The 24,283-nt window shown below is 40.5% G+C and carries 19 protein-coding genes; 8 read left to right on the top strand and 11 right to left on the bottom strand.

What is annotated here, in order from left to right; all coding sequences use genetic code 11:
* Positions 1-78: 78 nt before the first annotated feature.
* From GQR47_RS10980 to GQR47_RS10960, 5 genes are all read left to right on the top strand, one after another.
* A complete protein-coding gene (locus tag GQR47_RS10980) occupies positions 79-1,668 on the top strand; it encodes an alkaline phosphatase (protein WP_024595529.1) in 1,590 nt (529 codons plus the stop codon).
* A gap of 11 nt (positions 1,669-1,679) precedes the next feature.
* Positions 1,680-3,470, top strand: coding sequence for an alkaline phosphatase (locus GQR47_RS10975; RefSeq protein WP_024603489.1), 1,791 nt, complete (start codon positions 1,680-1,682; stop codon positions 3,468-3,470).
* 139 nt (positions 3,471-3,609) lie between these two features.
* Positions 3,610-4,323 carry a hypothetical protein gene (locus tag GQR47_RS10970; RefSeq protein WP_024594893.1) on the top strand — a complete coding sequence of 238 codons (714 nt, stop codon included), beginning with the start codon at positions 3,610-3,612 and terminating at the stop codon, positions 4,321-4,323.
* 333 nt (positions 4,324-4,656) lie between these two features.
* Positions 4,657-5,019 (top strand): hypothetical protein, encoded by a 363-nt coding sequence (locus tag GQR47_RS10965; protein ID WP_024594894.1) that lies wholly within the window; start codon positions 4,657-4,659, stop codon positions 5,017-5,019.
* A 4-nt stretch (positions 5,020-5,023) separates the two neighbouring features.
* Positions 5,024-5,332 (top strand): hypothetical protein, encoded by a 309-nt coding sequence (locus GQR47_RS10960; RefSeq protein WP_139015400.1) that lies wholly within the window; start codon positions 5,024-5,026, stop codon positions 5,330-5,332.
* Positions 5,333-5,415: 83 nt separating this feature from the next.
* Here the strand turns inward: GQR47_RS10960 and GQR47_RS10955 are convergent, their stop codons facing one another.
* From GQR47_RS10955 to GQR47_RS10905, 11 genes are all read right to left on the bottom strand, one after another.
* Positions 5,416-7,305, bottom strand: a complete 1,890-nt coding sequence (locus tag GQR47_RS10955; protein WP_010554522.1) for a monovalent cation:proton antiporter-2 (CPA2) family protein — start codon at positions 7,303-7,305, stop codon at positions 5,416-5,418.
* 164 nt (positions 7,306-7,469) lie between these two features.
* Positions 7,470-9,866, bottom strand: coding sequence for a PKD domain-containing protein (locus tag GQR47_RS10950; protein ID WP_024596103.1), 2,397 nt, complete (start codon positions 9,864-9,866; stop codon positions 7,470-7,472).
* A 220-nt stretch (positions 9,867-10,086) separates the two neighbouring features.
* The gene (locus GQR47_RS10945; protein ID WP_024596102.1) at positions 10,087-10,980 is read right to left on the bottom strand and encodes a hypothetical protein; all 894 of its coding nucleotides are present in this window, start codon (positions 10,978-10,980) and stop codon (positions 10,087-10,089) included.
* 201 nt (positions 10,981-11,181) lie between these two features.
* A complete protein-coding gene (locus tag GQR47_RS10940) occupies positions 11,182-13,185 on the bottom strand; it encodes a methyl-accepting chemotaxis protein (RefSeq protein WP_024596101.1) in 2,004 nt (667 codons plus the stop codon).
* Positions 13,186-13,473: 288 nt separating this feature from the next.
* Complete coding sequence (locus GQR47_RS10935; protein WP_024596100.1) at positions 13,474-16,005, bottom strand: TonB-dependent receptor; 2,532 nt, start codon at positions 16,003-16,005, stop codon at positions 13,474-13,476.
* A gap of 277 nt (positions 16,006-16,282) precedes the next feature.
* On the bottom strand, positions 16,283-17,128 hold the full coding sequence (locus tag GQR47_RS10930) for a DUF4198 domain-containing protein (protein ID WP_024596099.1): 846 nt from the start codon (positions 17,126-17,128) through the stop codon (positions 16,283-16,285).
* 34 nt (positions 17,129-17,162) lie between these two features.
* The gene (locus GQR47_RS10925) at positions 17,163-17,672 is read right to left on the bottom strand and encodes a DUF2271 domain-containing protein (protein WP_024596098.1); all 510 of its coding nucleotides are present in this window, start codon (positions 17,670-17,672) and stop codon (positions 17,163-17,165) included.
* Positions 17,672-18,304 (bottom strand): PepSY-associated TM helix domain-containing protein, encoded by a 633-nt coding sequence (locus GQR47_RS10920; protein ID WP_024596097.1) that lies wholly within the window; start codon positions 18,302-18,304, stop codon positions 17,672-17,674. The genes GQR47_RS10925 and GQR47_RS10920 overlap by 1 nt, the downstream gene beginning before the upstream one ends.
* Positions 18,305-18,428: 124 nt before the next feature.
* The gene (locus tag GQR47_RS10915) at positions 18,429-18,824 is read right to left on the bottom strand and encodes a YbaN family protein (RefSeq protein ID WP_024596096.1); all 396 of its coding nucleotides are present in this window, start codon (positions 18,822-18,824) and stop codon (positions 18,429-18,431) included.
* A gap of 129 nt (positions 18,825-18,953) precedes the next feature.
* Positions 18,954-20,276 (bottom strand): hypothetical protein, encoded by a 1,323-nt coding sequence (locus GQR47_RS10910; RefSeq protein ID WP_002960190.1) that lies wholly within the window; start codon positions 20,274-20,276, stop codon positions 18,954-18,956.
* A gap of 100 nt (positions 20,277-20,376) precedes the next feature.
* Positions 20,377-20,859, bottom strand: a complete 483-nt coding sequence (locus GQR47_RS10905) for a MarR family transcriptional regulator (protein ID WP_002960189.1) — start codon at positions 20,857-20,859, stop codon at positions 20,377-20,379.
* Between the two features lie 427 nt (positions 20,860-21,286).
* Between GQR47_RS10905 and GQR47_RS10900 the strand changes: the two genes are divergently transcribed.
* Genes GQR47_RS10900 through GQR47_RS10890 form a run of 3 tightly spaced genes read left to right on the top strand, consistent with a single transcriptional unit; the run spans position 21,287 to position 24,245 of the window.
* The gene (locus GQR47_RS10900; RefSeq protein WP_024596095.1) at positions 21,287-22,135 is read left to right on the top strand and encodes a D-hexose-6-phosphate mutarotase; all 849 of its coding nucleotides are present in this window, start codon (positions 21,287-21,289) and stop codon (positions 22,133-22,135) included.
* Between the two features lie 36 nt (positions 22,136-22,171).
* Positions 22,172-22,705, top strand: a complete 534-nt coding sequence (locus GQR47_RS10895) for a PH domain-containing protein (protein WP_024596094.1) — start codon at positions 22,172-22,174, stop codon at positions 22,703-22,705.
* The gene (locus tag GQR47_RS10890) at positions 22,698-24,245 is read left to right on the top strand and encodes a PH domain-containing protein (protein ID WP_154903802.1); all 1,548 of its coding nucleotides are present in this window, start codon (positions 22,698-22,700) and stop codon (positions 24,243-24,245) included. The genes GQR47_RS10895 and GQR47_RS10890 overlap by 8 nt, the downstream gene beginning before the upstream one ends.
* Positions 24,246-24,283 lie beyond the last annotated feature (38 nt).

Below are 24,283 nucleotides of genomic sequence, written 5' to 3'. Positions count from 1 at the left end.
TTTTCTATAGTGCAGCGGTTGATCTTTTTTGTGTTTACACATTTCAAAAAAATAACCACTAAACAATGGGAATTACGGATGAAAATTAAAAAAGTCGCTGCGGCAATCGCGCTAACGTTTACGTTTAGCGCAGTGAGCCATGCTGATGTACTACCGCAAAGCCAAACAGACAGCAGCTGGTATAGCGCTGCGCAAACTAAACTAACAACAAAAACAGCACAAGCGCAGGCTACACAAGCCACTAAAGCTAAAAACGTTATTTTATTTGTGGGCGATGGTATGGGTATATCTACTCTTACTGCCGCGCGCATTTTGCAAGGGCAGCGTAATAACCAATCTGGCGAAGAAGGTTATTTAAGCTTTGAAGAGTTCCCATACTCTGCACAAGTTAAAACGTATAACGTAGATGCTCAAACGCCCGATTCAGCAGGCACGATGACGGCTATTATTTCGGGTGTAAAAACCGATGTGGGCGTTATTGGTGTAGATGAAGATATTGAACGCGGCGTGTGTTCAACAGTAGCAGGTAATGAGCTAATTACCGCGACCGAATTAGCTGAAATTAAAGGGCTATCTACCGGTATTATTTCTACAGCACGTATTACTCATGCAACTCCTGCTGCCACGTATGCTAAATCGGCTGACCGTAACTGGGAAGACGTATCAGATATGCCAGAAGATGCCGTAACGGGTGGCTGTGAAGACATTGCATCGCAACTGGTTAACTTTGAAAAAAACCTAGAAGCACGATTTGTAGGGACCGACGTAGACGGTCTTGATTTTGTAATGGGTGGCGGTCGTCGTCACTTTTTACCAAAAGATGAAACAGCTAACTCAACAGACGCAGTAAGCGCTATAGAAGGCGACCGTACTGACGAGCGCAACCTAGTAACTGAGTGGCAAACACAATACCCAGATGCTACGTACGTAATGGATCAAACAGGCTTTGATTCAATTGCAGATGACGCAACTAAAGTATTTGGTTTATTTAACGAATCCCACATGCAGTACGAAGCTGACCGCGCAAATGATGTAGCGGGCGAGCCTTCGCTTACCGATATGACTACTAAAGCAATTGAAGTGCTTGGTAAAAACGATAACGGATTTTTCTTAACGGTTGAGTCGGGTCGAATTGACCACGCGCACCATGCGGGTAATGCATACAACGCACTTAACGACACCATTGAGTTTGCTAAAGCCGTGCAAGCAGCGGTAGATAACACCAATCCAGAAGAAACCCTTATTTTAGTAACCGCCGATCATAGCCATGTATTTACTATTGCAGGCTACCCTAAGCGTGGCAATCCAATTTTGGGTCAAGTAGTTGCAGTAGGCGAAACTACACCAAGCCTAGCTGCCGACGATATGCCGTACACCACAGTAGGTTACGCAAATGGTTTAGGTTTTAGAAACTTGGGCAGTGAGACTGATGCGGATGCAAGTTACACAAGTGCTGCTGTTGCAGGGCGTGTTGAGCTAAATGGCGTTGATACAACGACCCCAGGTTTTCACCAAGAAGCAACTGTACCAATGGGCTCAGAAACACACGCGGGTGAAGATATTTCACTGCATGCAAAAGGCCCCGGTGCTCAGCTAGCACAAGGAGTAATTGAACAAAACGTAGTGTTTCATCTAATTAATCAAGCTCTTGAACTAACTCAGCAATAATGGCGGCTAACATGAACAAATTAACAGTACTTTCTTTAGCAGTAATGGTCGCGCTAGCAGGTTGCTCGAGTGACGATAACAAAAATGAAAATAATATTATTGCAGTAGATAACGCTATTGCAGTGGGCTCTGATCAGTGCATTAATGGCGGTGTAGAGACTCAAGTAGGCGCAGATACCAATAATAACGACGTGCTAGACAGCGACGAAGTTAACTCAACTAATTTAGTGTGTAATGCACCTGCAACGTCGTTAACAAGTGAGCAGTTAGCCTCGCTCACTAGCAATACGTGGTTTAGTGAAGCACAAACAAAATTAGGTGCTGCACAAACAGCCAGCAGCAACATTGTTACTGAATCAGGCAAAGCTAAAAATGTTATTTTATTTGTGGGCGATGGTATGGGTATTTCTACCATAACCGCAGCACGTATTTTAGCGGGTCAGTTAGAGGGCGAAATGGGTGAAGATCACCAGTTAAGCTTTGAAACTATGCCTTTTTCGGGCTTTGTAAAAACATACAACGTAGATGCGCAAACGCCAGATTCGGCAGGCACTATGACCGCAATGGCATCGGGCGTTAAAACCGACGCAGGCGTTATTGGTATTGATGAAGCGGTTGAGCGTGGTAATTGTGCATCAGGCAAAGGGCACGAACTTGTTACCTCGTTAGAGCTTGCTGAAATTGCAGGCAAAGCAACAGGAATTATTTCTACAGCGCGTATTACTCACGCAACACCAGCTGCAACGTATGCTAAATCGGCAGAGCGTAATTGGGAAGATATCTCCGATATGCCAGAAAGTGCCGCAACGTGTGAAGATATTGCATCGCAACTGGTTAACTTTGAAGCCAACCTAGAAGCACGCTTTAGTGGTGTTGATGTAGACGGTATTGACGTAGTAATGGGCGGCGGTCGTCGTCACTTTTTACCAAAAGATGCCACGTTTAATTCAGCCGATGCAGTAAGTGCTGTTGAAGGGGATAGAACTGATAACCGCGACTTAACTGCAGAGTGGAAAACGCAATATCCAAACGGCACTTACGTAATGGATCAAACCGGTTTTGATGCAATAAGTGACGACGCCACTAAAGTGTTTGGCTTATTTAACGAGTCCCACATGCAATACGAAGCTGACCGTGCAAACGATGTTGCAGGCGAACCTTCGCTTTCACAAATGACCGAAAAAGCAATAAACGTGCTTGATAACAACGAGCAAGGTTTTTTCTTAACGGTTGAGTCGGGTCGAATTGACCACGCGCATCATGCGGGTAACGCTTATAACGCGTTAAACGACACTATTGAGCTTGCTAAAGCCGTTAAAGTGGCGATGGAAAACACCAACCCAGAAGAAACATTAATAGTTGTAACAGCCGATCACAGCCATGTATTTACCATTGCCGGTTACCCTAAACGCGGTAACCCAATTTTAGGTAAAGTGGTTGCCGTGGGCGAAACTGAGCCAAGCCTCGCCGCCGATGATATGCCTTATACAACGGTTGGTTACACCAATGGTGGTGGCTTTAGAAACTTAGGTAGCGAGACAGATGCCGATGCAAGTTATGCCTTTGCACCGGTTACAGGGCGTGTTGATTTAACAGATGTTGATACAACAACACCTGGTTTTCATCAAGAAGCACTGGTACCAATGGGCTCAGAAACACATGCCGGTGAAGATGTTGGCGTTTATGCAATGGGCCCAGGTGCACACTTGGTAACAGGCACAAACGAGCAAAGCTTTTTATTCCATGTAATGGACTTTGCAGCTGACTTTGTAAAAACAGCAGACGAAAAACTAGCGCAATAAATACCGGCTAGTTATAAATTTAGTTAAATATATCTAAATAAAAAACCCCGCATACTGTGCGGGGTTTTTGTCATTAAACTGACATTTATAATCGTTATGTTATTGCCATAAACTTGAAATATAAATAAGAGATAGCTAAATGAAAAAAGCGTTATTAATAATTGCCACGCTTGTAAGTACAAGTAGCTTTGCCTCGCAATGTGATATTGATGCCAAGCATTTAAAAGCGGATTATAAAATTACCAACAGCCATAAAGCGCAGCAAAGTAGCGAGTCACTTACCCTTTGGCGAAACAACCAGCAAGTAGCGCATCAAAGTGAAGTAATCACCGAGCTTTGGCAGCACTTAGCTAATAATCAAATACGACCAATACGTTACTTTAATGCCCAGCAACGCGGTATTGAATACCAACCATCTGAGGTACGCGGCGTACAAAACTGGAGTGCTAAAAACCAGCTGGTGGATAACCATCTAATCGAAAAAATGACCCTAGTAAGCACCCAAGGCAGCGGCTGCGATGAAGTAAAAAACTATACACTGAGCGAAAATGGCAACGACTTTAACCTTGCCTTTTTTACGCATTCAAAATTAGTAAAAACATTTAGTATCAGTAACAAAAAAAGCCAAACAACTACCTTACTTAGCCTTAATAATGTAAGCACTGAGATGCCATTAATTACTGCTCAATTTGCACAGTGGGATCGCTTTCAAACCACCGATTACGCCGACATTGGCGATAACGAAGGCGACCCATTTTTGGCTAAAATGATAAACCTTGGTTTTATAGAACACAGCGCAACAGGTTTTTACAACCAGCAGGGCGAGGCTATTCAAGGCGGACATCATCACTAGGTTTTAGCGTTTTTAAATGTAGTAGCTCATAGCTGAAAATGGCAGGTGGTTATGAGCTACAAGTAGATTAATTTAAGCCATTCCTGCCCAAGTAATACTGCAAACACTTTCCCATTTTATAAAACACACCATCAGCTATATAATATTTATAGTTGGTATTAACTTACACTATTTGATACTAATAAAAGTCCATTGAAATGCTTTCTAAAGTGAAATGATAGAATACTTAAATTCATTCATCAGTTTTTTATACAGAGGCAGTAAAGCCTCTTTGAGTAATTTACCATGAAAACATTTAGTCAGAAGACACGAAAAAACATACAGGCTTGTTGTATGGCTCCATTTGTAGTTTTTCCTGCACTATTAGTGGCATTTCTAATTTTATATAGTTATTCGCTTGCTACTGGTTACGTTGTCTCTACAACAGGCTTTGAAACTTGGATTATAATGGCTTTTGTTGGGTGGCTTTTAGCTGCATTTTTAACTCTTTTTTATGGTTTGCCGATAGCTTTGTTGCTTCAACATTTTAATAAATTCAAACTTCGTTTTTTACTCCCTTTAAGTTTAGTACCCACTTTCATAGTATTGTTAGCCACTAAATCAGAGCATGGGGTGTTATTAATCTATGTTTATAGTTCAGCTATTGTGGCTGTGGCCTACTGGTTTATATTCACAAGGAAAAAGTGTGGAGAATAAAATAATGAAAAAAGTGAATGTGCCGGTAGATTGGGTCGAAAATTCAAATCCCGTTCAGCCTGGTTTATATTTTGTTGCGTCTAGTTATAAAACTGGGTTCGGTTCTTACGATTACCTTAACTGGGATGGTGAAAAGTGGCTTAAAGCTGACTCAATAAAGGTTGTTGGTTGGGTTTCCCTTGGATATTTTTTAGGTTTAATAGAGGCTGGTTGGCCTATGAGTGATGAGCGAGATAAAAAGCTTGAAGAGTTGAGCAATATAAATAAAGAAAAATTCAAAGGAGACGAAGGTGGATTCGTTGAAGTTGAGTAACATACAAAGTTAATTATTTAGAAGTTTTGCCTCTAAACGAGGCAAAACCATTATCTCTAATAACTCAAACCCGACTACCTAAATTACTCAAGATGAGCATCATCAGGCTTTTTAGGTTTACTCGCTACTTCTGTTAAGCCGTCTTCGCAATCGCCGCTATCGCAGGTATTTAAATCGCTTTGTGCTTGTTTATCTTGTTGCAGAACTTGTTTTAAATCTTCCATGCGTTGGCGCACGGCTACGCCGTAGCTGGCGTCGTCTCCCCATAACGCAGCAAGTTGCAGTACTGCAGCGCGGTCGTGGTCTCTAAATAGTTTACCAGCACGTTCTGCATCTTGTTTAGTGTTACCTAGTAACTCGAGTGCTTCTACGGCAAGGTTAATAGCAGAGTCGACTGTTTCTCGGTTAAACGCATCTACTTTTAAATTAAGTAACTGATACGCATGGCGGCGGTCGATTGCGCGAGCAACTATTTTAAGCTGCGGGTAGTTTTTATGCGCGAGCTTAATTATCTCAATGGTTTTATCGGGGTTATCAATTGCAATTACCAGCATTTGCGCGGTGTGCGCGCCTGCGGCTTCAAGGAGTTCTTGGCGTGCGGCATCGCCATAAAATACGGTATTGCCAAAACGGCGTAGTAATTCTATTTGGCTAGGGCTGTGATCAAGTACGGTTATTTCGTAGCCTTGCGCGTGCAGTAAACGCCCCATAATTTGGCCAAAACGTCCGTAGCCCGCAATAATTACGTGCTTAGCGGTGCTAATTTGCTCTGGCTTATCAAACTCAGGCAGAGCACTGCTGCTGCGTTTTTGTATTTGCTCATAAACCATAAGTAATAACGGCGCTATTAGCATTGATACCGCCACAACTAAGGTAACAAGGCTGGTTTGCTCGGGCGTTAAAATACTTAAGGTGGTGGTTACGCTTAACAGTACAAAAGCAAACTCACCCCCTTGGGCAAGCGCTAAGGCAAATAATAATTGCTGTTTACTGTTAATTTTAAAGGTAACGGCAAGGGCAAATAAAATGCAGGCTTTAACCACAATGAGTAAAACCACTAAGCCTATAACAGTACTAAACTCGTTAAATAGCAGTTCAAAGTTAATTGATGCGCCAACAGTTATAAAAAACAATCCTAAAAGTAAGCCTTTAAAGGGTTCTATATCGGCTTCTAATTCGTGTCTAAACTCACTCTCGGCAAGTACCACACCCGCTAAAAAAGTACCCAGCGCAGGCGATAAACCAATACTTTGCATAACCAGCGCAATAGCGACCACTAAAAACAGTGCAAAAATAGTAAATATTTCACGCATGTGCGTTTGGGCAATGTATCTAAATAACGGGGCCGATACATATTTACCGCCGGCAATAATAGCGGCAATAACCGCAACCGATACACATACTTGTTGCCATACAGGCCAGCTCGCAATAATCGAATCGCTGATTTCTTTTGTGCTAGTTTGCGGGGCAAATGCAAGCAGTGGCAATAGGGCTAAAATAGGAATAATTGCGATGTCTTGAAACAGCAATACCGAAAACGCGTTTTGTCCGGCTTCTTGCTTTAGCCAGCCTTTTTCTTCAAGGCTCTGCAACACAATAGCAGTAGAGGAGAGCGCCAACATTAAACCAATGGCGAGTGCGGTTTGCCAATGCATGGCAAAAAACCAATAACAAAACGCAAAAATAGCCGCTGCCGATAGCACAACCTGTAAGCCGCCAAGCCCTAAAATAGAGTGGCGCAATGTCCATAAGCGCGAAGGTTGTAGCTCAAGGCCCACTAAAAACAGCATCATTACTACGCCAAATTCAGCGAAGTGCATTACATCGGTTTGATCGCCCACAACACCCAGCGCATAAGGGCCAATGAGTATACCGGCAATTAAATAACCTAATACTGAGCCAAGTCCGACTCGTTTTGCAATAGGGACAGCTACAATGGCTGCTGCTAAGTAAATTAAAGCAATTTCTAACACGCGTTTATCCTAATAACATCAAGGCTTTTAGAATGGCTTAGCTGCTTATAAAATACAATGGATTATATGGCTCAAAGTTGCTTATTTATCAGTAGTTATAACACTAATGGTTATAACTACTGGGCTAAGAATAGCACTTTATGTTGAAGGGCTTATTTGGGGGGCTAAATATTACAAATACTTATAATTGCTGAGCTTGGTTGGCCTGAATCAGAATGGTAAATAGTAATGTTTGAGCTGATTGTATTTTCAACGCTTGTTTCAATTGCTGTTACTTCAAACTCTGCTGATGCAGGTAGGTCGATATCCAATTCGCTATCGAGGTAAGTACTTCCGCTTTTTTGCAAAGTAAGTGGTTTGGTTTGATCAAAGCTAAATTGAAAGCTATCTGACGCTAAAAGTGTATCTACCATGTTAAAGCGTAAGTTAACGGTGTCGGGGCCTGAAAACTCAGCACACACAAATACCGAAACCTCAACAGCTTGTAAAACGGGCATGCTATTTTGGCCTATATCCACAGTAAAGTTGCTTTGCGTAATTGCTACAGAGTTATATACCCCTGTTGCGAGTCTTTCGTCTGCGGTGGTTATCGTTATTTTTTCACCTTGTGCTAAATTAACCTCTTCATCAAAAAAGCCGTTTGTGTTGGTAGTGTACTGCAGTCCATTAATTGTTAGCTGTGCATTACTTATAGCCGCTTTTTGCACATTAGTGAGTAGCCCTTTAATGCGACCGGTAAGTTGTGCAGAGTTGGTTACTGTAATTGAAAATTGCACACTTTTTGAAAATCCATCAGCATCAGTTGCTATAACGGTTAGCGTGTAACTACCTGTCATATCGGCGATAAATTCGGTAATACTTTGGTTTGCATTGCTTAAGCTGGTGCTCGAGCCTGATGGGGCTGATAGTGTCCAAGCGTAATCGAGAGTGGTTCCTTCTGGGTCGTAACTTTGGCTTACATCAAATTTAACTGCATTGCCCACTACATCGTAGCGTGATTGCTCCCCCGTGAAGCTAATTACTGGCAGTGCATTTTGTATTACACCAATTGTTAGGGTTTTTGTGTCGGAGTACTGCACGCCATCGTTAGTGCGTAACAAAATAACCACTTGCCCCTCGACTGATGCGCTAAACGTTGGTTTTGATATTGTATTACTGCTAAGCGTTGCTTGGCCTTGCGACGAAATGATTTCCCATTGGTAGCTTAGTGGTTGGCCTTCTGGATCGTAACTATTGGAAGCATCAAGTAAAACTTGTTCATCAACCGTTATAGAGGTTTCATAAGTTACCAAAGTGATAGGCTTTTTATTGCTACTGGCATGTAGTGCTGAGGTTGCTTGGTTTGAGCTTAATTGCCCATCAGACACTGTGAGTACTACAACGTAGTCGCCTTCTTTATCGGCAACAATAGAGGGTGTTGCTGATGTGCTGTTAGTCAGTTGTGATGCACTCTTTACAGGCTTAGCTTGTAACTGCCAGTTATAGCTCAGTGTATCTCCGTCAGGGTCGCTACATTGTTGGCACTGCAAAGTGGTAGATTCGTTTAACGTAATATCACGTTCGGATTCAAGTGTTGCAACGGGGGCTTTATTACTTGTGGTAACAGTTAAAGTAACTGATGCGGTATCACTTTCGTTTTGTTGATCGGTAACAGTGAGTGAAAGCGTGTAATCTCCAGCTGTTGACGCTGAAAACCCAGCGGTATGATTTTGCATGTTTGAAAGAGCTGGCGTGCTGCCCTCGGGTTTTGATGTAATTGCCCAAGCATAACTAAGCGTATCGTTTTTATCGGGATCAGTACTTTGGTTACCATAAAGCGTAACAACTTCATTTGGGGCAATTGTATTGTTTTCTACGTTAATAACCGCTTGTGGCGATGAGTTAGAATTAAGCGATTCACTTTTTATGAGTACGACAGTGCTTGCTGTATCACCTTGTGAATTAGTAACGGTAAGCTCAACTTTAAACTCGCCTATTTCGTCGGCAACAAACTGGCTTTTAACTTGAGTCGCATTTTCAAGCGTTGCATTACTTGCTACGGGCTTGGTAATAAATTGCCATTTGTATTGATTAATGGCGCCGCTGGTTGTGCTACTTTGCGCGCCATTTAAAAGCACAACATCACCTTGTTTAACGGTTTGTGTGCTACCTGCGTTAGCAATTAGTTGGGTATTTGCAGTAACGGTGAGTTGTTTTTGTGCAGGTGTGCTTGAAAGCTTGCCGTCACTCACGGTTAATACTAATTGGTACTCTTGTGCTTCAGATACTGAAAACTCAACGGTACTTTCATTATTAACCGTAATCGGTATTTCTACTTGTTCGTTTTTGCTGGTTAATTGCCATTGATAGGTGAGTGCATCGCCATCGGGGTCACTACTTTGTGCTGCGCTAAAAACGAGGGTGGTATTTACTTTAAACTCCGATTGCTCGGTAGTAATAACTGCAATAGGCTTTGTGTTAGTGCTGAGCGGTTTAGTTACTGTTTTGGAGTCTGAACCTCCAGAGCCACATGCAACAAGCGTGAATAGAGTAGTGATTAGAATTAAGAGTTTCCATTTCATAGTATTAATATCCTTTTAAAAAGTTGAATATTAATATGTACCGAAATTAGCTATAAAGCAAAAAAATAAATCAAATAAGTAAATTTTCATTATTTTAGGAAATAGTTAACGTGAAACAGTGCTGCTTTTAAATAATTTATACTTTGAGGGAAGTGCCTTATGCCCAGATTGATAGGGCATAAAGTATATTAAATGGCAGTTGAATAACGCTTAAATAAAGTTAGTCAGCTACTTTTACTGAACCGCTAATATTATCGATACTTACATCGCCCGAGCCCGACTCAGTAATAGTCAGCCCCTTTGCATGATTAACGCGAATATCACCCGAACCGTCTTCAATTGTTACGCTTGAACCAATATGCTCAATAAGCAGGTCGCCAGAGTTATCATCAACATTAACAGCACCGCTTATATGGCTTATCACTAAATCACCCGATCCATCTTCAACGTTTAGCGAACCGGTTATGTTGCTCACGAGCATTTCGCCAGAACCATCGTCAATAGTTGCATTGCCGCTTACGTTATTTACATGAATGCTGCCAGAGCCGTCGGTTAATTCTAAATTACCCGCGATGTTTTCAAAGTTTACTTCACCTGATCCATCGTCAACAGTTAGGTTTTTAGCACCGCTTATAGTTAAGTCCCCCGAGCCGTCTTTTACATCAATATTGCTTTGCATAGCATTTATTAAAATGTCGCCTGAGCCATCATCAATATCTAAATTTAGATTACTTGGCACAGTAACCACTAAATTAATACTTGGAGATTGACCACTGTAAAAGCTAATACCATTACGGCTTTTATTTTGGGCAACAAGCTTTGCTTGTTTACCGTCTTGCTCCAGCGTTAGCTCGTATTCGTCTTCAATGTCGGCTGTGTAAATAGTGGCATCAACACTAATGCTGGTGGCCGTTTTTGAGCCTTTTATTTCAAGGCTACCTGCACCGCTTAATACATTTAAATATTCAAGATTATTGCTTGGCAGTGATAGCTGTTGAGTTTGCTTTACTGAGGCAACGCTTGGCGATATGTGAAATACACAGCCACTTAATAATAAAATGCCGCCAATAAGTGAAAGTGGTTTTGTAATGTTAGATACAGTTGATGAGCTCATGTTTAGTCCTTTGTATTTTTGTTTGTATTTATATAAACAATATAGAGCAAAAATGAGGCCGAAATGTAAGCTGTTGTTTTATATATGGTGGTGGTTTTTTATGAAAGTTTAAATACTAATAAGTGGTTAAAATAACTAACTATTAATAAAAAAGGATGCGCGATGCATCCTTTGTTTAATTTAGAAACTTTAACTGTGGTATTAATGTGCTCTGAAGTAGCTTATTTGTTGCTTAATTTTTTCAGCTAATGTCATTAGTTCACTTGCCGAATTTACAGTACTTTGCGTGCGAGACTCACCCTCTTTAGCGAGTTGGCTTATAGAGTGTAGGTTTTGAGTGATTTCTGCAGCAACGGTGCTTTGTTGATCTGTTGCCTCAGCTATATTATTTGATGAGCGAGTTAGATCACCAATACTTTGAGTGATTAAGTTAAGTTGCTCTCCTGTTTTTTCGCCCTCTTCAGCTGATTTAATACCCAACTGACGGCTTTGTTCCATTTGTTTAGTTGCGGCGGTAACTTGTATTTGTAGCTGTTCAATTGTTTGGCTAATTTCTAAAATTGATTTTTGAGTGCGCTGCGCTAATGTTCTAACTTCATCGGCTACAACTGCAAACCCTCTACCTTGTTCGCCAGCTCTTGCCGCTTCTATTGCTGCATTAAGTGCTAGTAAGTTTGTTTGCTCAGCAATCCCATTAATTACTTCGGTTACTTTACTTATTTCGTTACTCGCGGTGTTTACTTTTTCTACAGAGTTATGGCTATCATTTAACTGTTGGCTTAGTTGCATTAAATCATTAACAACTTGGGTTAATTGTGTTCGACCTAATTGAGCTTCTGCATCAACTTGTTGGGTTCGTTGAGCGCCTTCATTTGCGTTATTGGCTACATCTTTAATGGATACTGACATTTCTTCGATGGCGGTGGCTATTAGATCTGTTTGCCCCATCATTGCATGTGCTTCTTTGCCGTTAGTGAGTGCAATTTTTTTGGAGATGCCCGCTTGCTTTTCCAGCTCAACTACAGAGTTTTGTAAGGCGAGTATTAGTTTTTTGAGTTCAACCGACATGCTGCTTACACTCGCGGTAATTTGGTCTATTTCATTTTCACTATTTGTGTTGGTATTTAAAAAATGTTGTGACAAATCACCTTTACCTAATGCATCAACGCTACGTGTTAACTGTCTTAATGGTTTAAGTGTTTTTACTAGCACCCAAAAAAGTAAAATTGAGATAGCAAGGATCCCCCCAACAGACGTTATGCTGTTAACTACCATTAGTTTTATGCTTTCTTCAGTGAGTTCGCTTTCTTTTACACGACCAAGTAAGGTCCAATCCCACCCAGGTACCGTTTTACTGTAAGCAAACATCGGGGTGTTATTTTCACTATTGTATTTTAATGACAGACCTTTTTTAATTGCCTCTAGATTAAGCCCATCAAGTGCTTTGGAGTTCACTTTTGAGTCAACTGCGGCCTCTTTACCCGCTATAACTACATCATTTGTATTTCTGAAAACAAATAAGTTACCGCTTTCTTCAATTACTATTTTATTAACAGACTCTCTCAGCGATGCCAGTGCATCGTTTATATTAAAACCTATGTATAAAATACCAATTACTTGGTTTTGTTTATTTTTAATTGGTTGGTAAACAGTCATATACTCGTTGCCGAATAATTTAGCGTAACCTTCATAGCTTTGACCGTTCATAAGAGGCTGATAGCCTGGGTGTTTTTTTCCTAGGTATGTGCCAATAGCCCGTTGCCCATCACTCTTTTTTAAAGAGGTAGTAATACGAAAAAAATCATCCCCATCTCGCATAAATACCGTGGCGTTACCTCCGGTTAATTTAGCGTAATTTTCAACAATATCGATATTGTTATTAACCTGTGCACCATCATGTAAAAGAATAGGAACCATAGTATCTACGACCATTACTTTTTGATCGCTTTTTTTAAATTCACCAGGGTACATACCTTTAAATACGGTCGCATTGCGTTTTGCTATTGCAAGTAGGCTGTCGTATTGGAGTTCTAAAAGATCTGAAATAGCGGTTATTTCAGACTTAATCGCAGTTTCACTTTTTTCAGAAAGTGTATTAGCCGAGATTAAATAGGTAGATAGTCCCACTAAACTAAAAATACATAACGTTAAAGTGAATGCTAGGGCACCAATTTGTTTTGATATTGACCAGTTTTTATAGCTCATACTTCACTCCAAAGAAAGACGGTATTTATGCGTACTTAGTTTAATTATAGGCGTTTTAAGTTGTTTTTTGATGACTTACTAGCAACTAAATTAACCTAATAATCAATTTATCATATAAAAAAAATTTAATAATAATAAAAAGTTAGCAATTTATGTTGAAGGTGTTATTGCTGAATTTATTTGATTATAGCTAGGATGGTTATTTTTATTACTATTTTTTAAATATAAAAAATCCGATATGGCATGCCATATCGGATTTTAATTTAACTCATTAAATTTAAATTTAAATTAAAAGCTGTAAGTAATATTACCGTATAAGAAACGCCCGTCTAATCCGTAAGGTGCATACGGTGTGTACGGGAATATTTGACCAAAGTCAGAGTAACCAATGTTATCCACGGTGGCTTGTGGGTACTGATCGAACAAGTTGTTTGCACCAACGGCAAATTTCCAATATTCGTCTGGACGGTATGCCACTTCTAGGTCGGTGATCCATTTAGGGTCTAGGTATTCATCGCGATCAGCTGTAGTTGATATATCAGCGACTTCACCATAACGTGTGGCACGAAGCGTTGTTTGCCATTCGTTAAAGTTCCACACTGCTGATAGGTTCCATTTGCTATCTGGCGTGCCTTCTTCAAAGCGACCTACTTCACGACGTGCAAACACTACGTAGTCGTCACCTAGTGAGTTTAGCTCGCTTGGGTTGTCGTTTACGTGCGTTACTTCGGTGTCGTTAAAGTTAGCTGCTACGTTTAAACGTAAATCACCTAAGTTGTCTAAATCTAGGTTATAAGTGGCAACTATATCTACACCTTGCGTGCGTGAGTCGATAGCGTTGGTAAAGTAACGTACGCTTTCGGTATTTAGCTCACCTGCATTTTGTAGTATTTCTACTACGGCATCGCCCTCTAAGTTTTCAGACAATACAATACGGTCATCAATATCAATACGGTACGCATCAACGGTTAAGCTAAAGCTGCCTTGCGTGTACATAAAGCCCGCAGTAACGTTTACTGACTCTTCAGCATCTAACGGCTGAGCACCGAGTGCTTGCGCTGCGGCTGAATCGGTTGGGAATAAACCAACTTCAAATGGTTGGTTGTTCTCAAGTACAGTAGAGATTTGGCGGTACGAGCTTTGCGCTAAAGATGGCGCACGGAAACCGGTGCTAATTGCACCGCGCAGCGATAGGTTTTCAGTAATGCTGTAACGCGAGGCAAGTTTAGAGGTAAATGTGTCGCCAAAGTCGCTGTAATCTTCATAACGACCCGCTAAAACGACGTTCCATTTTTCTGTTAAGTAGGTATCAAACTCAACAAATAAAGCGATGTTATGACGGCTTTCGTCAGTCGCACTTTCTGGTCCAAAACCAGCAAGTACTTGCGCGCCACCGGCTGCAATTGGGTTACCGTCGCTATCAAGTGCGGTGATGTAAGACGCTTCTTCGCCTTCTTCTATTTTGTAGCTTTCGTGGCGGTATTCAGTACCTACGGTAAAAAATACGTCATCAGGTAAGCCTAAATCGAGTGTGGTATTGGCTGTTGCGTTTACTAAAAACTGATCGTAAACCAATGCACCGTTGTCAAATTCGGTTGGGCTGTCGGCACCTAGTGATGTGTTTATACTATTTACAACACCAAAGCCAAAGTCGTTACGGCCGTAGTTGGTACTTACATCCCATGTCCAGTCGTTAGTTTCGCCTTTTAAGCCCAGTGCAAATGAGTAGTCTTGTACGTCTGTTTCAATCTGCGGCAAAAATCCATCTGGGTACACTTCTAAAACGTTACGGCTGTCTTTTGCACGGCGGTAAAAACCACCTGAATTACCTTCACGCTTTGAGTAGCTACCAAATGAATAAAGGTTTAAGCCGTTATCAAAGTCGTAACCCATGTTGTAAAACAACGCGTAATCTTCAAGGTCTGCTTTACCAAAACGGTGGTTGTAACGATCGATAGTAAATTCGCGTGGGTCTAGGCTGCCATCATCAAGACGGCTGTATTGTTCGCGTGGGTCAAAGCCTGAGCGCTGCGTTGAGTCGTTATCGCGGTATTCAATTGATACGTTTACAAAGCCGTTATCAGATAACGCAAAACCAGAGTTTGCGCTAACAGTGCGTGTTGCACCGTCGTTTACTTCTCTGTCGCCACCGGTATTAAAGGCTAAGTCGCCGTTTGCATCTGCGTAGGTGCTTTCTAGCTGAGGTACGCCAGCCATTTGAGTATCGTATTTACCGTACGTTACGCTAACGCTGCCGCCTTCTGAGGCATCTTTAAGTACAATGTTAATTACCCCAGCAATTGCATCAGAACCGTACTGTGCGGCTGCGCCATCACGAAGTACTTCAACACGTTTAATTGCAGAGGTTGGGATCATGTTCAAATCAACAGCGGTAGAGCCTCGACCAACAACACCTGCTAAGTTTAATAGCGCACCGGCATGGCGGCGCTTACCGTTTATAAGTACTAATGTGTGATCGGGTGCTAATCCACGTAAAACAGCTGGTTTTGCATGGTCAGTACCATCACCCATAGTGGCACTTGGGTAGTTAAAGCTAGGTACTTGGTTTGCTAGTATTTGGCTTATTTCTAGCTGACCCGTACTTTGCATATCACCGCTGGTAATAATATCTACAGGTACTGAGCTTTCGGCAATACTGCGTAAGCTACGGCGAGTACCTGTTACTGAAATCACTTCAATGCTTTTTTCGGCTTGAACATCTTGTTCTGCAGCAAATACAGAAGAATAGGGTGCACTAAGTGCAGAAGAAACGGCCAGGCTAAGTGCTACTTTTTTGGCTGATAATGGCTTTAACATGATGTTGATTCCCTTGAGGGCTGCTGACTATTGATTTTAAAAAGGAGCGCATCATATAGAAGCGACTACCCTAGTGCAAAGATAAAAACTATCTAAGATATTCTAAGTTGTTAACAAGTAAGGTCACTGTCTACGCGTGATATAGGCGTTTGGATCGTTGTAGTTGCAATCTTGTGTCGAATGGTTGCGAATTCAAGGGGATTTTAGATAAAAGTTAGTAAGACGTAAAAAGGCCAAGCAAATGCTTGGCCTTTCAATTTTTTAAATTTAGTAATTTAAATTATTCAGGGGCAACTTCAAGCGTTGTAAATAATGCATAACGTCCTGCATCTACGCCTTCTTCATTTACGGTAACCTTGTTAGAGGTTTCGATTAGGTATAGGCCTGGCTCTTTCCACGTAATTGTAAACATACCGTCTTTATCGGTCGTTACTTTTACTTCGCCACGCTCGTTACGGTAGCGTGTGTCGCCTTTTAAAATACTTACTTCAACGCCTTCACCAGCAGATTTACCATCTTGTAGTAACTGAAAACGTGCTTGTTCACCTACAAATAAATCGTTTGGATGCGTTGGACCGCTAAGCTCAAGGCCTAAACCAAGTTGTGCAGGTTTTGAGGTGCCATTTCGGCTTACAAATGTATCTACTGTTGAAACAACCTTCGTTGTGGTTACATCTTTTGCATTGCTAGGTAACTCGGCTTCTGTTTTTTTACCAAATACGCGCTTGCGCTTACCTTCTTCGTTTTTATAGAAGGTCATGTACATTGGCTTTTGGGTCATTGCAATGTGGTAAGTGCCTTGCTCTGTTAAGCTTACCGCAGCTGAGCTTTTACGCTTTAAGTAATAAGCACGAATGGTTTCAGATACTGGCTCACCATTAGGCGCAAGTGCCATTAATAATGTGTCGTCGTACTCGGCGCCTTTTTCTTTAGGTTTAAAGGCTTTGTCTGGTGCAAACATTTCGTTAGAGATACTAGCGTCAATCATTACGTAATGCGCTTTATCGCCTGATAAAGATGTATGCGAAGGTAGTAACCAACGTCCGTGTGCACTTGCTGAAGTTGACACTAAAGCAGATAAGCTCAATGCGCCGATTAATGCCGTTTTTAATAAATTAATTTTCATTGTATTTCCTTAAATTCAAATGATTAAGTAGCAGCTACTTAGTGCTTACAGTGACGAAGCTTTTAGAAAACTCGTTTTTACCATCAATTGTTAGTTTGCCTGATTTAGTTAAATCGAGCTCAACGCGGGTGTAGTCTCTGCCGCCTTCTTCGCGTACAACTTCAATATTTAGTAAGTATTTACCTGGTTTTACTGGGTTACCGTCTAAATCATTACCTTGCCAATTTATGGTGTAAGTACCTGCGCGTTTTGTTGCGCCGCTAATGCCGTCAAAGTTGGCATCGCTTTTACCGGCTTTACGCCACCATTGGCGTAAGTCTTTAAACCATTCTGCTTTTTGCACCCAAAGTGCAAGCGTTGTAACGTGTTTGCGCTCTGGTGTTTCAAGCCAAACTGCAACGTATGGGCGGTGATACGGTTGTACTTCTAAGTCAGGAAGTGTTAATTCAACCTCTAGCTGTGGTGTTTTTGCATGCGCCGTTGTTTGAAAAAACGCAGCTACGAGCAGTAATGCGGCGCTTATAAATAATTTAAATTTAACCATTAAGACACTCCTTTTATTTGTGGAACCCAACATAAATAAATAACCAGTGGAGTTGCCACTCCGAGTACGGTTATCCATATTCCTGCTAAGCGTTTTTTTCTATTTTGAAACAAAATAATCATGCCGGTGATGGCAAATAAAATCATTAGTACGGCAGATATATCAATTACCCAACTCCATACTTCACCGCTGTGGCGGCCTTTATGTAAGTCGCCAATAAGGCTTAAAAAGCCACCTGTTTGGTAATCAAGATTTAGCTCGCCAGTTGTAAAATCAAGCTCTGCGTAGGCAAACCCAGCAGGCAGTGGGTAGTCGAGCATGACAAGCGCGTCTTCTTTTTCCCACTCAATGCTTTTTACTTTTGTAAGTGCATATTGCTCGGCTAGGTAAGCTTCTATTTCAGGGTAAAGCGTTGGCAGCGTATTTAGCTGCTCATTCGCTTTGGTAACTAGCTCTGCTGGAATTACCGCCGTTACTTGGCCATTATTTTTATCGTTTTTAAGCCAATCAATATGGTTGAGCACAATGCCGCTAACGCAAAATAAGATAAGCAAAAAAAACAAAGCTGTAGAAATATAAATATGTAGAGCACGGCTTGTGCTATACAAAGCCCGCTTGTTAATAAACGACATAAAAACAGTAAATAAATTAAATTTACAGCATGATAATGATTTGCATTAGCTATTACAAATTTACTTACTTATCTTTACATAAAAACTTTAAAACAAAGGCGGTAAGCAGGTAAAAAATGAATATTTAACGCTTAGGAGGGCTGGAAGGTCTTAAAATAAGGTAAATCATTACCAATACTTCTATTACTGCAACGAGATAAATAACCCAAATAGGGGCGGCTGAATACAGTAAAAATGTAAATCCAATTAACATGCCAATGGCGGCGTAGCATTTGGCTTTTACAGGCACTACTTTATGGGCTTGCCATTGCTGCAAAGTTACACCGTAACGAGGGTGGTTTAACAGCCATTGTTCAAGCGCGGGTGATGAGCGAGTAAAGCAGGTGAGCGCTAAAATAAAAAATATAGTGGTAGGCATGACCGGCAGCACAATGCCAATAATACCCAAGGCTACAAGTATTAAGCCAAGTGCTTTAAACCATAAGTTTTTATAACAAATAAACACTGCTTTTATATTCACTTAGGCTCTTTTTAGTAATGGCTGATACTTTCGATTGTAGGCCAAATAGTTATAAAATCGAAGTGTAAAAACATAAAAAAGGGCAAACTAAGTTTGCCCTTTTAAATTTATAAAATAGGTTTTACTTATCTAGAAGTAGTAACCTACGTTGATGTTAAAGCGACGCTCTGTATCGCCATCACCAATAATTGTTCCGCCAATAAATGGCTGGTTACGTGCTTGAATAAAGTCAAAGTACGTAAATAACGGGCCTGCTGATACGCTCATACCTGTTACGTTCATCCATGTATCTGCACTGTCGTCAGATTTGTCATAAATGATCCCGTAATCGTTGTAAAACTGTACGCCTGTTATAGGGCCTAAATCAACCGATAGGTCGTAAGCTACGTTAAAGTTAGTCATGGTAGCTTCGCTTGATACGGTGTCGTAGTAGTCAAACGCACCTACAACAAAGCGGTTGCTGTTGTCGTCTAGGTCGTAGTCGTACTCACCGTGCTGAAATTGAATATTCCAGTTATTTATTTGGCTGTTTACGTGGAACGCCCATGCGCCGTAGTTACCTGCACGGTCGTTACCATCATGTAAGCCACCGCTTAATAGTGATACACCCACATCGGTTTTAGCGTTTTCGCCATGCTCAATTTGGTACACTGTACGAGCTGCAAATGTGTTGTATTCACCAAGGCGAGAGCCAGGTGCATCGTATGTGCCTTCGGTTGTTGCACGGCTACCAACTATATCAAAAGAGTAACGCTCGTTAACTTCAGAGCTGCCATCAACGCCGCCTACTTCATCATTTTTGAAAAAGCCTAGGTCTAGTTTCCAGTTATCTTTTAGTTTACGGTTTACTGTTACACCCAAGTCAAAGTCGTCTTCTAGGCCAACATAGTAGTTAGTGCTAAAAAAGTAGCTGTGTGAGTTGTATGGGCCATTACCAAAAGGGACAGGTGCAATACCAGCTTGTGCTTCCCAGCCATCAGTAAATTCGTAACCTAAGTATGCATACTTAACAATGGTCATGTAATCGTAAAAGCGAAAATCACCATTAACAGAAATATCGTTTATTTCGCCAGATAAGTTAATGCGAAATACTTCAAAGTCTAAGTCGCCGCTACGATCTTGAGTGTCTTCATCGTATGAATTAGTGCTGTAATTAAAACGCACTGCGCCACCAATTTTAACGCCTTCGTCTTTTTTCTCAGATTCGGCGGCAGCAACAACAACTTCTTTGTTATCAGCTTTTTTACTAATTTTTGCAACTTCTTGCTTGTGTTGCTCATTAATTTTTTGCTGTTTTGTTTTTTCATCAGCTAACTTATTTTCAAGCAGTTGCATTTGTTGCTTTAACTGCTTAAGTTGGCTTTGTAACGTGTCTAGATCATCAGACGCATAAGAAGTACTTGTAACACCACCTAGAACTAGTGCTAGTGTTAATTTTGAGAGTTTAGTCATAATTGCCGCTCAGATTTTGATTAAAAAATAAAAAATTCAAGACGTAAAAAAACGCCTTACGTTTAGGGTAAGTACAAAAACTATGTATTTTTTTTATTATTTATTCTTTAGGAGCTTGAGTAAGCGCACCAACTTCTAGAAGGGGCGATGCATCTAATTTATCTGCATCCATCATTGCGGCTACACGCTGCATTGATGAGAGTAAAAGGCTCTGTTCCCATTCAGCAAGTGCAGAAAACTTTTCAATAAAGTGTTCTTGCAATGGCTGAGGTGCTTTATCAAGTAACTCTTTTCCTTTATCGGTGAGGTATAAGCTCACTCTGCGTTTATCCATTTGACTGCGTACGCGTGTTACTAAGTTTCTGCTTTCTATTCTGTCGAGAATATTGGTGACCGTTGCTGGGCTTAAATTTACATTTTGAGCAATACGGCTCGCCGTTATTCCATCGGTTTTTTGCACTTCTTGCATTATAAGCAATTGTGGGCCAGTTAAACCCGAAGTTTTATTTAGCTGCTTAGAATGTAAGTCAATCGCGCGGATAACTTTACGTAAAGAAACCAATAACTCGTCATATTTTTGCATTTGCTTATCTCGTCGATGGGGCGGTAGTTTGCCGTAATCGCGAAATGTTACACATCAAATAAATTGAATTCAAATAATATATTGTACTTTAGCCCGCTTTTATTGGTTTTTAATAGTTAGAGCAGTAACTAATGTAAAATTATATTGTTTAAATATTGGTAAATTTTCTTAGCACCTTGTGTGCATTAAGTTGCGCACAGTACGTATGTTGTGAATAATTGGCAAGTCTTATTGTATAGACTTTAGTATTATTCATTTACAGCTGTTAGTACAAAGTAATTGTTTGTGAGTTTACTGTATATGTATTAATCGGCAATGAACAAATTCAGCAATCAATATTTAATATCAATAGCGTATACTTTAAGCATGCATTATTGTTTAGATGTAAACATTAAAAATCTTTAGTATCAGTATTATAGGGGAAGGTATGAAATTATCGCCATCAGTTAGCATTGAGCAAAGCGAATCCGGACTTGAGTTTATTAAAGTAGCTAGTGAAAAGTGCGACGCAAAAATATTTTTGCAAGGTGGGCAAATTACCGAGTTTATCCCTAAAAATAACAAGCCACTTATTTGGGTTTCACAAGAGGAAACCTATCAAGAAGGGGCGAGTATTCGAGGCGGTATTCCTATTTGTTGGCCGTGGTTTGGTACACACGCTAATGATGGGTGGCCTGCCCACGGTTTTGCGCGCACAAGCGTATGGCAAGCCGATGAAGTACACGAATCTGATGAGCAAATTACAGTTAGTTTAAAGCTCCCTATGAAACTTGTTAATACAACGTATTGGCCGCATCAGTCCGCATTAAAAGTTGAGTTTATATTAAGCGATAAATTACAGGTTCGCTTAACGACCACTAACTTAGGAAGTGTGCCATTTAGCTTCACTCAAGCACTGCATACCTATTTTCCAACCTCAGATATTACAAACACCCATGTTGATGGTTTGCAAGGCGCGCAATATATTGAGTTTAGTGAAGGGCCATTTGTACAAAATGATGTTGTAAGCTTTAATCGCGAAACCGACATGGTTTATACACAAGCAAGTACAATGCAAAGCATTAATACGCCAGAAGGTGTTATTAATGTGAGCCGCGAAAACTCAAGTTCGTGTGTGCTGTGGAACCCATGGATAGAAAAGTCAAAACGCTTATCTAACTTTGCTGATGATGAATATAAAACAATGCTGTGTCTAGAGGCCGCTAATGTACTGACAGATAAAGTAACGCTTGAGCCAAAACAAAGCCACACATTAATAACCACCATTAGTTGGTAAGCTAGTCATAATTAAAAGCAGAAATAGGGACAAATAGTGTTTAACAATCAACAAATAATGGATTTGCCAAAGCATAGTGATATTAGCTTTAAGCCATTGGCTGATAAAGCCTTATTACATACACAACTTAGCTCGCTTCTGTTTTATGTACCGCTAATTGGAGCGCTTATTGCTGTTTGTTATTTTAATGAAGCCTTTGCTAATAATGCACAAACGTATTTGCTAATTGGTATGCCAATTTTGGTAGCCGTATCTATGGCGTACAACATAATAAGTGTGAGGTTGCGAGGTTTTGCAGTACGAGAACATGACATTGCTTTTAAAAAAGGCGTTATTTGGCAACAAGTGACGGTATTACCTTTAGCGCGTGTACAGCATATGGAAATACACCAAGGGCCAATAGAGCGAAAACTTAGTCTTGCGAGCATTAAATTATTTAGCGCTGGCGGTGTAAGTGCCGATTTACAAATTAGTGGGCTAACCCATGATGATTGTAAAAATATGCGCCAATTTGTACAAAACTACCGCCAAGACGATGCAACTACTCAGGCAGCTTTAGTCGATGAGTAATACAACTATCGAAGATAAAGCCAGCCCTATTTACTGGCAGAAAGTATCGCCCTGGGCACTTTTATACTTTGTTGTGCACTTTGGTGTGCGCTTTGTAAAAGATGGCCTTTTAAACTTACTGCCCATGCTTGTCGTGTTTGTTACTCAAGTAGAAAATAAGTTGTTTTGGGCGCAGGTTGCAGGCGGTATTGCACTAATTTTGCTACTTGTTTACTCATTTTTATATTATTTAAATTTTAAGTTTAGTATTAGTAGCGACAACGAAATATTGCTTAACAAAGGTGTATTTAAAAAAGAGCGACTTACGCTTAAATTTGGCCGTGTGCAAAACGTTAATATTGCCGAGCCGTTTTATTTTACCCCCGTAAACTTAGTTAATTGTATTTTTGATGCCGCTGGCAGTGTGTCGCAAGAAGTTGTTTTACCTGGTGTTACTAAAGTTTATGCACAGCAAATGCGTAAACAAATATTTGATTTTAAAGCGCAGCAACAGCAAGAAGCACCAAATACTGAACAAAGCGAAACAGACACTATCGAAAACAGCCTAAGCATTAGCAATAAAGAAATAGCCAAATTTGGTTTAATGTCGAATATGGCTATTTTAGCAATCGCTGCTTTTGCCCCTTTTATAAACCTAATTGTTGATTTTTTAGAGAAGCAAATTATTGCGAAAGTAGAAGGCTTTTATCAACAAGAGCTTGGTATGCTGGCAAGTGCTGCTGCTTTTGCGATGATCACCTTAATTGTTTTGCTAGTTTTGGTAGCGGTGATGCTATCGGTGACTATGTCGCTTATTCGCTTTTATAATTTTGAGCTTTATTTTAAAGGTCAAAAATTTAAACGTATTGCTGGCTTGTTAGAGCGCCATCAGCTTTCAATGAGCATGGACAAGGTGCAATCTATTGTTATTAAACAAAACCTAATGGGGCGATTACTAAAGCGATTTACCGTTGAGTGTTTACAAGCAAGTAGCGGCGGAATAGCAGCCGGTGTTGCAGCTAAAAAAAATAAACAAACGTTAGTATTACCTGTATTAAATAGCGAACAAGTTGATAGTGTATGCCAATGGATTTACCCGTGGTTTAATAGTAAAAAACTCGCTTTTAAGCGCGCAGAGCGAGCGCTTTTGTATAAAAATTTAGGTTTTTATTCACTGTTACCCAGTGTATTAGTGTTTGGCTTTTGTTTTATTGCTGATATTAATACTTTGATAAGCCTTGGTGTTTTGGTGGGGTTTTCTGGCTTGGTGACTTTGTCGTATCAGCGTTATGGTTATTACATGCATGAGGATAATGGTCGATTTTACATGGTTGTACGCAAAGGTATGATTGGCGTTCATTACCGTGTTTTTGAGCTTTATAAAGCGCAAAGTGCGCGCAGTATAAGTACGTACCTAATGAGAAAGTCAGGCTTAAAAAGCCTGTATATACAACTTGCTTCAGGCTTTGTATTTATGCCCTACATAAAGCAGCAAGATGCTGACTTTATTATTGATTTTACAATTAAGCAGATTGAGTCAGATACTCGCAGCTGGATGTAAATTCCCCTAATAAAACATGTGGAAATACCCATTTTAAC

Source organism: Pseudoalteromonas sp. Z1A2 (assembly GCF_011378755.1).
Taxonomy (GTDB): domain Bacteria; phylum Pseudomonadota; class Gammaproteobacteria; order Enterobacterales; family Alteromonadaceae; genus Pseudoalteromonas; species Pseudoalteromonas distincta.
This window is presented reverse-complemented; position numbering and strand designations above follow the sequence as displayed.

Coding starts and splice junctions, on each gene's coding strand:
- GQR47_RS10980 (WP_024595529.1), top strand. CDS start 79: ATGAAAATTAAAAAAGTCGCTGCGGCAATCGCGCTAACGTTTACGTTT.
- GQR47_RS10975 (WP_024603489.1), top strand. CDS start 1,680: ATGAACAAATTAACAGTACTTTCTTTAGCAGTAATGGTCGCGCTAGCA.
- GQR47_RS10970 (WP_024594893.1), top strand. CDS start 3,610: ATGAAAAAAGCGTTATTAATAATTGCCACGCTTGTAAGTACAAGTAGC.
- GQR47_RS10965 (WP_024594894.1), top strand. CDS start 4,657: ATGGCTCCATTTGTAGTTTTTCCTGCACTATTAGTGGCATTTCTAATT.
- GQR47_RS10960 (WP_139015400.1), top strand. CDS start 5,024: ATGAAAAAAGTGAATGTGCCGGTAGATTGGGTCGAAAATTCAAATCCC.
- GQR47_RS10950 (WP_024596103.1), bottom strand. CDS start 9,866: ATGAAATGGAAACTCTTAATTCTAATCACTACTCTATTCACGCTTGTT.
- GQR47_RS10945 (WP_024596102.1), bottom strand. CDS start 10,980: ATGAGCTCATCAACTGTATCTAACATTACAAAACCACTTTCACTTATT.
- GQR47_RS10940 (WP_024596101.1), bottom strand. CDS start 13,185: ATGAGCTATAAAAACTGGTCAATATCAAAACAAATTGGTGCCCTAGCA.
- GQR47_RS10930 (WP_024596099.1), bottom strand. CDS start 17,128: ATGAAAATTAATTTATTAAAAACGGCATTAATCGGCGCATTGAGCTTA.
- GQR47_RS10925 (WP_024596098.1), bottom strand. CDS start 17,672: ATGGTTAAATTTAAATTATTTATAAGCGCCGCATTACTGCTCGTAGCT.
- GQR47_RS10920 (WP_024596097.1), bottom strand. CDS start 18,304: ATGTCGTTTATTAACAAGCGGGCTTTGTATAGCACAAGCCGTGCTCTA.
- GQR47_RS10910 (WP_002960190.1), bottom strand. CDS start 20,276: ATGACTAAACTCTCAAAATTAACACTAGCACTAGTTCTAGGTGGTGTT.
- GQR47_RS10905 (WP_002960189.1), bottom strand. CDS start 20,859: ATGCAAAAATATGACGAGTTATTGGTTTCTTTACGTAAAGTTATCCGC.
- GQR47_RS10900 (WP_024596095.1), top strand. CDS start 21,287: ATGAAATTATCGCCATCAGTTAGCATTGAGCAAAGCGAATCCGGACTT.
- GQR47_RS10890 (WP_154903802.1), top strand. CDS start 22,698: ATGAGTAATACAACTATCGAAGATAAAGCCAGCCCTATTTACTGGCAG.